Annotated in this window: 10 protein-coding genes and 1 pseudogene; 7 read left to right on the top strand and 4 right to left on the bottom strand. The window is 61.6% G+C overall.

The annotated features are described in order from the left end of the window. The 7 genes and pseudogenes from ABSG20_RS21235 to ABSG20_RS21205 all read left to right on the top strand — a co-directional run. Positions 1-457: pseudogene (locus tag ABSG20_RS21235) on the top strand (ion channel); the annotation flags it as partial. 89 nt (positions 458-546) lie between these two features. Further along, positions 547-891, top strand: coding sequence for a hypothetical protein (locus ABSG20_RS21230; RefSeq protein ID WP_423866474.1), 345 nt, complete (start codon positions 547-549; stop codon positions 889-891). A gap of 187 nt (positions 892-1,078) precedes the next feature. Then, the gene (locus ABSG20_RS21225; RefSeq protein WP_423866475.1) at positions 1,079-1,360 is read left to right on the top strand and encodes an acyl carrier protein; all 282 of its coding nucleotides are present in this window, start codon (positions 1,079-1,081) and stop codon (positions 1,358-1,360) included. 9 nt (positions 1,361-1,369) lie between these two features. After that, the gene (locus tag ABSG20_RS21220; protein WP_423866473.1) at positions 1,370-1,843 is read left to right on the top strand and encodes a 3-hydroxyacyl-ACP dehydratase FabZ family protein; all 474 of its coding nucleotides are present in this window, start codon (positions 1,370-1,372) and stop codon (positions 1,841-1,843) included. Then, positions 1,836-3,044 carry a beta-ketoacyl-ACP synthase gene (locus ABSG20_RS21215; protein WP_423866472.1) on the top strand — a complete coding sequence of 403 codons (1,209 nt, stop codon included), beginning with the start codon at positions 1,836-1,838 and terminating at the stop codon, positions 3,042-3,044. The genes ABSG20_RS21220 and ABSG20_RS21215 overlap by 8 nt, the downstream gene beginning before the upstream one ends. Positions 3,045-3,071: 27 nt before the next feature. Continuing rightward, on the top strand, positions 3,072-4,349 hold the full coding sequence (locus ABSG20_RS21210; protein WP_423866471.1) for a beta-ketoacyl-ACP synthase: 1,278 nt from the start codon (positions 3,072-3,074) through the stop codon (positions 4,347-4,349). 47 nt (positions 4,350-4,396) lie between these two features. Then, on the top strand, positions 4,397-5,329 hold the full coding sequence (locus tag ABSG20_RS21205; protein ID WP_423866470.1) for a lipid A biosynthesis lauroyl acyltransferase: 933 nt from the start codon (positions 4,397-4,399) through the stop codon (positions 5,327-5,329). 186 nt (positions 5,330-5,515) lie between these two features. On the opposite strand, the gene ABSG20_RS21200 is transcribed toward ABSG20_RS21205, so the two are convergent. The 4 genes from ABSG20_RS21200 to ABSG20_RS21185 form a co-directional block, all read right to left on the bottom strand. Then, positions 5,516-6,628: a polyamine ABC transporter substrate-binding protein gene (locus ABSG20_RS21200; protein WP_423866469.1), complete on the bottom strand. Its 1,113-nt coding sequence runs from the start codon at positions 6,626-6,628 to the stop codon at positions 5,516-5,518. 7 nt (positions 6,629-6,635) lie between these two features. Further along, positions 6,636-7,799 carry an aminotransferase gene (locus tag ABSG20_RS21195; protein WP_423866468.1) on the bottom strand — a complete coding sequence of 388 codons (1,164 nt, stop codon included), beginning with the start codon at positions 7,797-7,799 and terminating at the stop codon, positions 6,636-6,638. A 7-nt stretch (positions 7,800-7,806) separates the two neighbouring features. Then, positions 7,807-8,136, bottom strand: a complete 330-nt coding sequence (locus ABSG20_RS21190) for a rhodanese-like domain-containing protein (protein ID WP_423866467.1) — start codon at positions 8,134-8,136, stop codon at positions 7,807-7,809. A gap of 139 nt (positions 8,137-8,275) precedes the next feature. Then, a partial coding sequence (locus ABSG20_RS21185) for a potassium transporter Kup (RefSeq protein WP_423866466.1) occupies positions 8,276-9,929 on the bottom strand: 1,654 nt, incomplete at its 5' end.

Here is a 9,929-nt window from a genome sequence, read left to right as displayed (position 1 = left end):
CGAAAATCCGGTGATTTCCCTGCACGATGGCAAGCCTACCCTGATGGTTCGATTCGTCAACGAACGGCATAACCTCATTGGCAATGCCAGCGCCAAGCTGTGGTTACTCAAGAATGAGGTCACCGCGGAGGGCCAGCGCTTTCGAAGATTTCGCGAGCTGCCGCTGGTGCAAGGCGAGCACCCGGCGCTGGCCTTGAGCTGGACGCTGTTCCATGTGCTCGATGAGCAGAGTCCGCTGTACGGCCTCAACGCCGACGATCTGGAAGCCTCGGACGCGTCGCTGGTGGTGGTGGTGACCGGATATGATGTTGTTGCAGCGCAAATCGTGCACGGGCGCAGAACCTACGAGCATCCCGACATTCTCTTTGGGCATCGCTACGCGGATATCGTCGGGACCACGGATGACGGCCGGCTCAGGATTGACTACAATCGGTTCCATGAAACCCTGGAGGGATAGATGATCGCATCAGTCTCGCCGAAAACATTGTCTGTGAGACGCTTGGCGAACGTGCTAAACCAAGCTAAGACTCCCCGGAGCTGGCAATAGTGAAGAACCAGCAGCCCATTCCCTCGGAAGAAGAGCACCGCGTTCTGGAGTTCCGGCCGCGCACTAAGTCCAGTGCGGCGGCTCGGCGTGGATTGGCAGGCCAAGCTCCCGGGAAGAATGCGCCGCTAGAACCGAATGACCTGTCGCGCTACGAGCGAAACCGGGACGAGCCGGACGATTTTCGGCACCGCATGCTGGCCAATGTCGCAGCTTTCGCCTTTACCGTGGCTCTGACCGCCGTCGCAATATGGCTGGCCATGAGCATCGCCGATTTGCGCAAGACCCAGGATTGTGTGCTCACGGGCCGCCGCGACTGCGCGCGCATTTCCACGCCGCATTTCTAGCCCATTAAGGCCAGGCTGGCCTTTTTGGCCCCAAATCCGGTCGCGATTGCTGCCTCCATTGAACTCGGGGCGTCGCTCCGATATACGGGCACTCGACTCCGGATGGCAGATGGGGCATTCCGGAGGGCGGCACCCCCGCCTGCCGTGCCATCCCGGAATTTATCTTCAATTTATCAAAGGCTTAGTAATGTCCTCTACATTCGATCAAATCGCCACGATTATCGCTGAAACCTGCGACATCCCGCGCGACACGATCACCCCCGAGAGTCACGCCATCGACGATTTAGGGATCGACAGTCTCGATTTTCTGGACATTGCATTCGCCATCGACAAGGCGTTCGGGATCAAACTGCCGCTGGAAAAGTGGACCCAGGAAGTCAATGACGGCAAGGCGACCACCGAGCAGTATTTTGTCCTTAAAAACCTCAGCGCGCGCATCGACGAATTGGTCGCCGCCAAGGGCGCGTAACCGCCCGCCATGCAGCTCGAATACTTCCAGCTGATCGACCGCATCACCGACCTCAACATCGGCGAAAGGACCATTACGGTCGAGGCGCAGGTCCCGACACACAACACGATCTTTGAGGGACATTTCCCGGGTTACCCGATCATGCCCGGTGTCTTGCTGATTGAAGCCATGGCGCAGACATCAGGTTGGCTATTGCTCGCGCTGATGAAGTTCGAGCGCATGCCGTTTCTGGCCGCGGTAAAGCAAGCCAAGATGCGCGGCTTCGTGTCCCCCGGGGAAATGTTGACCGTCGATGCCAGCATCCTCCACGAAGGCTCAGGTTATGCGATCACCGAAGCAAAGGTCAGGGTCGCCGGCAAGCTGAGGTGCAACTCGACGATCACGTTCAGCCATATCCCCTTCCCCAATCCTGATTTGCGCGGACACATGGATGCCGTGGCGAGGCGGATCGGATTTCCGCAGCAGGCCATCGCCCATGACTGAGACGAGATCCGCAATGCCGGGATCGGTGGAAGTCTGGATCACCGGCATCGGTCTCGCCACCTCGCTTGGCGAGGGGCTGGACGCAACCTGGAACGCGCTCAACGAGCGGCGCATCAACGTCGACGAGAAGGGCTTTGCGCCCTACATTGTCCATCCTTGGGCGCACGTGAACCTTGACGCCCAGATTCCCAAAAAGGGCGACCAGCGCCAGATGGAAGCCTGGCAGCGCATCGGCACCTATGCCGCCGGGCTCGCGCTGGAGACCGCCGGCGTCAAAGGCAACAAGGAAATCCTGGGACGGATGGACATGATCGTCGCGGCCGGCGGCGGCGAGCGCGATCTCGCGGTAGATTGCAACATTCTCAATCTGGAAGCGAAAGGCAATTCCGCTCCCGGCTTCTTGAACGAGCGGCTGATGAACGATCTGCGTCCGACGCTTTTTTTGGCGCAGCTCTCGAACCTTCTGGCCGGCAATATTGCCATCGTGCACGGCGTGACCGGATCGTCGCGCACTTTCATGGGCGAGGAAGCCGCAGGGGCCGACGCCGCGCGGATCGCATTGGCACGGATCGCCTCCGGTCAGAGCGACATTGCCCTGGTCGGCGGTTCGCAAAACGGTGAGCGCAAGGACCTCTTGGTTCTCTATGAATTCGGCGATTTCAACCTCAAGAACAAATTTGCACCGGTATGGGCGCGCGGCGAGCATAGCGGGTTTGCGCTGGGGTCCGCGGGCGCCTTTCTCGTCATCGAGTCCAGGGCGCACGCAGAAGCACGCGGTGCCAAGCCCTACGCGCGCCTGACCAACGTCGTCGCCGACCTTGCGCGCCGCAAACGTCCCGGCGAGGTCACCGCGACCCTGGAGAAGCTGTGGTCGAAGCTCGGCAAGCTCGAGAACCGGGGCGCCATCATCACCGGCGCCACCGGCGCCGAACCCGCGACCTCGGAAGAACGGGCATTTCTCGGCGGCCATGCCCATTTTGCGGTGCGGGCGACCGGCACCATGTTCGGCCACACCATGGAAGCCCAGTTTCCGCTGGGGCTTGGGCTCGCAGCCCTATCGATTTCACGGGGCGCGCTGTTTCCGCCCAACGACCCGACGGGGTTGGAGGTTGAAATGTCCGAGCCGCCGAGCCAGATTGTGGTTGTCGGGGCCGGTCACTGGCGGGGCGAGGGCATGGCGCTTGTCGAAACGATCAAGTGAACACGGCGCGGCGCCGGCGGGGTAAACATGACAGCTACGCGCGATAAATCCGGAAGGCCGATCGTGGTCGTCACCGGCATGGGCGTCGTGACATCGCTCGGGGCCGGCAAGACGGACAACTGGACAAAACTCACCGCCGGGGAATCCGGCATCCGGACCATCACGCGCTTTCCGACCGACGGCCTGAAAACAACCATGGCCGGAACCATCGACTTCGTGCCGGTCGAGCCTTTTTCCTCTACCGATCTTTCGGAACGGCTTGCCGACATCGTCGCCGAGGAAGCCATCGCCCAAGCCGCGATCGGCGGCAAAGGCGATTTTCCCGGGCCGCTGTTTCTGGCCGTCGCGCCGGTTGAAGTCGAATGGCCGCAGCGCCGTGAGATCGGGCGCGCGGCCGGAGGGTCGGATGTCGACTATGACGCCCTGCTGCGCGTCAGCGGCGGTGGTAGATTTACGCCATATCATCGGCGCTTTCTGTTCGGCTCGGTAGCGGACCATCTGGCCGAGACCTTTGGCACCAAGGGGTCGCCGATTTCGCTTTCGACGGCGTGCGCGTCGGGCGCCAGTGCCATCCAGCTTGGCGTCGAATCCATTCGTCGCGGCGAAACCGACGCCGCACTTTGCGTCGCCACCGACGGCTCGGTTAATCCGGAAGCCCTGGTGCGGTTCTCATTGCTGTCGGCGCTGTCGACCCATAACGATCCACCACAGGCGGCGGTGCGTCCGTTTTCGAAAAACCGCGACGGTTTTGTCATGGCCGAAGGCGCCGGCGCGCTGGTACTGGAAAGCTATCAGGCCGCCACCGCGCGCGGCGCCCGGATTCTCGGTATCGTCGCCGGCTGCGGTGAATTGGCCGATTCATTCCACCGCACCCGCTCAAGTCCCGATGGCAAGCCGATCATCGGATGCGTGCGCAACGCACTAGTCGACGCCGGCATTGTCTCCGACCAGATCGACTACATCAACGCCCATGGCACCGGCACGCCGGAAAACGACAAGATGGAGTATCTCGGCATCTCCACGGTGTTCGGCGAGCGCACCAGCCAGGTTCCGGTATCTTCCAACAAGTCGATGGTGGGTCACACGCTCTCGGCGGCGGGCGCCGTCGAGGCGGTGTTTTCGCTGCTGACGCTTGAGCACCAGCGAATTCCGCCGACTATCAATTACGACGTGCCGGACCCCGCTATTCCCTTCGACGTCGTCCCCAACAAGGCGCGCGACGCCCGCGTCACAGCTGTAATGTCGAATTCGTTCGGCTTCGGCGGCCAGAACGCCGTGCTCGTTCTGACTCGTGAACCGGTTTGACCGGCCAGCGGCACGATGAAGCCGATCCAGCAAGTGTCCGCTTCCTAATGCAACGTCTGCTGCTGCGCACCAGGGCCCGAATGCGGGACGCGATCAAGCCGCTTGGCGAAGCCGCGGTGGGCGCATTGACCATCGGGCTTTTGCGGATCACCCGCTATTTCGATCCGATCAAGACCGCCAACCTGTTCGGCCGGATCATGCGTCTGATCGGACCGATGACGCGCGAGCAGAAAATCGGCCGCGCCAATCTGACCGCTGCGTTCCCCGAAAAATCCGCCGAAGAGATCGAGATCATTCTCGCAGGCGTCTGGGATAATCTCGGCCGCCTGGCCGCTGAATTCGCCCATCTCGACCATGTCTGGGAGCATGATCCAGCCCACCCCGAGGACAGCCGCATTGAAATCCAGGTGCGCACCCACGAACTGTTCGCGCAGTTGCGGCTCGACGGCAAGCCGGCACTGATCTTTGCCAGCCATCTCGGCAACTGGGAATTGCCCGCGGTGGCCGCGGTTGCGCATGGATTGGATGCCGCCATCCTGTTTCGCCGGCCCAACAGCGCTTCCGCCAACCGCATCATTGAAGAGCTGCGCGCGGTGAAGATGGGAACGCTGATCCCGGCCGGCCGTGACGCCCCGCTCAGGCTCGCAGAGGCCCTGCAACGGGGTCAGCACGTTGCCATCCTGGTCGACCAGTATTTTGCCAATGGCGTCGATGTCTCGTTCTTCGGCCGCAAGACCAAGGCCAATCCTATGCTGGCCAGGCTGTTGCGGCAGATCGAGTGTCCGATCCATGGCGTCCGCATTATCCGCCTGCCCGGCCACCGCTTTCGTGCCGAACTGTCAGAGGAAGTAGAGCCGGTGCGCGACGCCGCCGGACAGATCGATGTTCAGGGAACCATGCAGGCGATCACCTCCGTGGTCGAGGGCTGGGTTCGCGAATATCCGGACCAGTGGCTGTGGCTGCATCGGCGCTGGCGATAGCTGCGCCGAAGCAATTTCCAATTTGCCGTGGTTCGTCCTTCGAGACGGCGCAAGCGCGCCTCCTTCGATCAGGTCTCAAACCTCACGGTGAGGAGCCCGCCGTAGCCCGCAACGGCGGCTGCGCCGCCCGTCTCGAACCACGAGGCCACGATCAAGTTCAGCCATCTTCATCCTTTGATGAGGAAACTATCGCCCCGTCTTCACCCTGGTCCACAGCCGGTTGATGATCCGCTGGGTCGCCGGGTCGCGCGCGGTAATCACAAACAGATTCTTGAGCGTCGCGTCGTCGGGGTAGATGTTCTTGTCATCGAGGATTTTCGGGTCGACCAGCTTCTGGCTTGCCAGATTACCATTGGCATAGGTCAGAAAATCCGTATTCCTGGCCGCGACCTCAGGCCGGTAGAGGTAATTGATCAGTTCATAGGCCTCGGCGAGGTTCTTCGCGTCGGCCGGAATAGCAAAATTATCGAAGAACATCTGGGCGCCTTCCTTTGGGATGGCGTAGCCGATCTCGATGCCGTTCTTGGCCTCCGCTGCGCGGCTTCGTGCCTGCATGATGTCGCCCGACCAGCCCACCACGAAGCAGATCTCTCCGGTGGCCAGTGCGCTCAGATATTCCGACGAATGAAACTTGCGCACATAGGGCCTGATCTTGCTGACGAGATCGGCGGCCTTTTCCAGATCGGCCTGTTGAGTCGAATTGGGATCGAGCCCGAGATAGCTCAATGCCGCGGGAAAAATGTCATCGGCGGAGTCCAGCATGTGGATGCCGCAATCCTTGAATCTGGCCAGGTTTTCCGGCTTGAACACGATGTCCCAGCTGTCGATCACAGCGCCGGCGCCAAGAATGCTTTGCACCGCCTTGACGTTGTAGCCAATGCCGGTGGTACCCCACATGTAATTGGCGGCGTATTGATTGCCGGGATCATAAATGGCCAGCCGTTGCGTCACCGCCGGCCAGGCGTTAGCGAGGTTCGGCAGTTTCGACTTGTCGAGCTTCTGGAAAACGTTCGCCTTGATCTGGCGCTGCAGAAAATAGGCCGTGGGAACAACTACATCATAGCCCGATTTTCCCGCCAGCAGCCGCGTTTCCAGGGTCTCGTTGGCATCGAAGGTGTCGTAGACGACCTTGATCCCGGTTTCCCGGGTGAAGTCCTCGAGCACCCCCGGCGCCATGTAGTTCGACCAGTTGTAGAAATTGACGGTGCGCTGCTCCGCCTCCGCCGGCGGCGACAGCACCGCGAGAACTGCGGCCATCGCCACAACAATTGGAGTGCCGGTCCGGCCGCGCATCGTCATCTACCTCCTATCGGCGGTGCACCGCATCGGACAGACGCTCGAGCGCGGTGTCGATGGTTGCATCTTTCTTGGCGAAACAAAAACGCACGACCGACGTCACCGCATCCTTTTCATAGAAGGCCGACACCGGGATCGCGGCGACCTTGTAGTCGGTGACGATGCGCCTGCAGAATGCCTCGTCGGTCTCGTTCAGACCCAGCGGCGAAAGGTCGACCGTCAGGAAGTACGTGCCCTGCGACCTGAGAACCGGGAAGCCGATACTCTGAAGTCCCCTGGTAAGGCGATCGCGGCTGCGCGCCAAATTCTTGCGCATATCGATGAAATAATCCGCCGGCTTTCCGAGCCCGTAAGCGACCGCGACCTGAAGGTTGGGCGCGGTGGTGAAGGTGAGGAACTGGTGCACCTTGGCCGCGACCCGCAACAGCGGCGGCGCCGCGCAGACGAAGCCGATCTTCCAGCCGGTCAGCGAGAAAATCTTGCCGGCGGAACCCACCTTGATGGTGCGCCCGCGCATTCCCGGAATGGTAATCAGTGGAATATGTTCGCGGCCGTCGAAGATCACATGTTCCCAGACTTCATCGCAGATCGCGATCGTATCGAACTGCTGACAGAACCGTGCCAAGAGTTCGAGGTCCTCGCGGGGATAGACCACCGCGGCCGGATTGAGCGGATTATTGAACAAAACGGCCTTGGTCTTGTGATTGAAAACATCGCGTAGCGCCTCTTCGGTCAGCCGCCAATGCGGCGGCTCGAGGCGCACCGGACGCGGTATGCCGCCGGCCTGACGTATGATCGGCAAATAGGAGTCGTAGACCGGCTGGAAAACCACGACTTCGTCGCCGGGCTCGACAACGGCGAGAATGGCTGATGTCAGCGCTTCGGTGCCCCCCGAGGTCACCATCACCTCGGTCATCGGCTCGAGCTCAAGTCCATGCCAACGCCGGTAATGCGCCGATATCGCCTGCCGCAATTCCGGAAGGCCCATCATCGAAGGGTATTGGTTGTAGCCGTCCATGACGGCGTCTGCCGCCGCGCGGCGAATATCCTCCGGTCCGGGATCGTCCGGGAAACCCTGGCCCAGATTGATAGCGTTGTTGTCGCGCGCGAGCTGCGACATCGCCTCGAAGATCGTGACCGGAAGATCCGCGAAGACCTTGTTCATGGAAGTCATGGAGCGGTCAGCCACCGGTCTTGGTCGGCAATCCCGCGGCCTTCCAACCCAACATGCCGCCCGCCATGTGCTGGTTGTAAGCCAACCCCGCGGCTTGCGCGGCGAGTGACGCCGTGACCGATCTTTTCCCAGAGCGGCAGGCAAAAACCACCTGTTTGCCGCCGGGATCCGGAATATCCTGCGGGTCGAAGCTCGAAAGCGGAACGACGACGGCGTCCGGATAGGCTTCCACCGCCACCTCGTTCGGTTCGCGCACGTCGACCAAGAGATAACGCCCCTCGACCATGCCCTTCGCGACATCCCCCGGCGTCAAATCGTGTACCTGATGTACCGCCACTTCAATCCTCCCAACGATCCCATCGTACTGGCGCGTTTCGCAACGGCAGTTGCCGGCCGCTCGCCTCTCCCGCATCAACGTCGCCTCTTGCCCGGCCAAAATCAAGCGCCGGAAAGCGGCTTGATCCATCGCCCGGGCTCTAGACGGTCACCTGCGTTCCCACCTCGACCACGCGTCCACTGGGAATCTGAAAATAGTCGGTGGCGTCGTTGGCGGTGCGGCTGAGCGCGATGAAAAGGTGGTCCTGCCAGCGCGGCATGCCGGAATGCGCCGCCGGCTTGAGCGCGCGTCGCGACAGGAAGAACGAGGTCGACATGATATCGAATTGCCAACCGAGCTTTCGCGCGATCGCCAGCGCTTTCGGTACGTTGGGCGATTCCATGAAGCCAAACCGCAGCGTGACCTTGGAGAAGGTTGCGCTGATCTGCTCCAGCCTGACCCGCTCGGCCGGGTTGATCCGTGGCGTCGGCGCGGTTTGGATGGTCAGGATCACGTTCTTCTCGTGCAGCACCTTGTAGTGCTTGAGACTGTGCATCAGTGCCGTCGGCGCGCTGAGGGGGTCGCTGGTCAGGAATACCGCGGTGCCGGAAACCCGTTGCGGCGGCCGCTTTTCCAGCATCGCCACCAGATCGGCCAGCGGAAACTCCAGTTTGCGCGATTTCTCGAACAAAAGCCTGCTGCCGCGTCGCCAAGTATACATCAGAAGCATGACGACAGATCCCAGCGCCAACGGCACCCAGCCGCCCTCCAGAACCTTCAGGAGGTTTGCCGCAAGAAAGGTGAGATCGAGAAACAGAAAGGGGGCGATCAGCGCGGCGGCCGCGAACGGCGACCATTTCCACACCCGCCAGATCACCACAAACCCCATCATGGCCGTGACCACCATGGTTCCGGTCACGGAAATGCCATAGGCCGACGCCAGCGCGCTTGACGAACGGAACATCAGCACCAGCAGCATCACAGCGATCAGCAGCAGCATGTTGATGCGCGGGATGTAAATCTGGCCGGAATGGGATTCCGAGGTATGGCGGATCTCGAACCTTGGCAGCAGCCCGAGCTGAATAGCCTGCCGCGTCAGCGAATAGGCGCCGGTGATCACGGCCTGGCTTGCGATCACGGTCGCTGCGGTGGCGAGGCCGACCATCGGCAGCAACGCCCAGTCCGGAAACATCAGGAAGAACGGGTTCTCGACCGATTTCGGGTCGGCGATCACGAGAGCACCCTGCCCCAGATAATTCAGCGCCAGCGACGGCAATACGATGAAGAGCCAGGCCATCTGGATTGGCCGCTTGCCAAAATGCCCGAGGTCGGCATAGAGCGCCTCCGCTCCGGTGACGGCGAGAAACACCGCGCCGAGGGTGACGAAGCCGATGATGCCGTGGTGGAGCATGAATGAGACGGCATGGAGCGGATTGAGCGCCAGCAGCACTTCGGGCTGTCGCACGATCGGGGGAAGCGCGGCGATCGCGATGACGCCGAACCAGACGCACATGATGGGGCCGAAGAAAGCCGCGACGCGCGCCGTGCCACGCGACTGGGCGGCGAACAGCAAAAGCAAAATGAACACCGTCAGCGGCACGACATAGGAATCCAGCGCCGCGGTGACAAGCTTGATGCCTTCGATGGCGGAGAGCACAGACAGTGCCGGCGTGATCACCGCGTCACCATAAAACAGTGCGCCACTGACGATCCCGAGCAAGACGATGGTGCCGGCGCCGTGGGTGACTGCGCGTTGCGCCAGCGCCATCAGCGCCAGCGTTCCACCCTCGCCATGGTTATCCGCGCGCAGCAGG

It is taken from the genome of Bradyrhizobium sp. (assembly GCF_049512235.1).
Taxonomy (GTDB): Bacteria; Pseudomonadota; Alphaproteobacteria; order Rhizobiales; family Xanthobacteraceae; genus Bradyrhizobium.
The sequence above is the reverse complement of the archived record's forward strand: the minus strand, read 5'-3'. Positions and strand labels throughout refer to the sequence as shown.

Bases quoted from the DNA above. Each gene is read 5' to 3' on its own strand.
- ABSG20_RS21220 (WP_423866473.1), top strand. From the start codon at position 1,370: ATGCAGCTCGAATACTTCCAGCTGATCGACCGCATCACCGACCTCAAC.
- ABSG20_RS21215 (WP_423866472.1), top strand. From the start codon at position 1,836: ATGACTGAGACGAGATCCGCAATGCCGGGATCGGTGGAAGTCTGGATC.
- ABSG20_RS21225 (WP_423866475.1), top strand. From the start codon at position 1,079: ATGTCCTCTACATTCGATCAAATCGCCACGATTATCGCTGAAACCTGC.
- ABSG20_RS21205 (WP_423866470.1), top strand. From the start codon at position 4,397: ATGCAACGTCTGCTGCTGCGCACCAGGGCCCGAATGCGGGACGCGATC.
- ABSG20_RS21195 (WP_423866468.1), bottom strand. From the start codon at position 7,799: ATGACTTCCATGAACAAGGTCTTCGCGGATCTTCCGGTCACGATCTTC.
- ABSG20_RS21210 (WP_423866471.1), top strand. From the start codon at position 3,072: ATGACAGCTACGCGCGATAAATCCGGAAGGCCGATCGTGGTCGTCACC.
- ABSG20_RS21200 (WP_423866469.1), bottom strand. From the start codon at position 6,628: ATGACGATGCGCGGCCGGACCGGCACTCCAATTGTTGTGGCGATGGCC.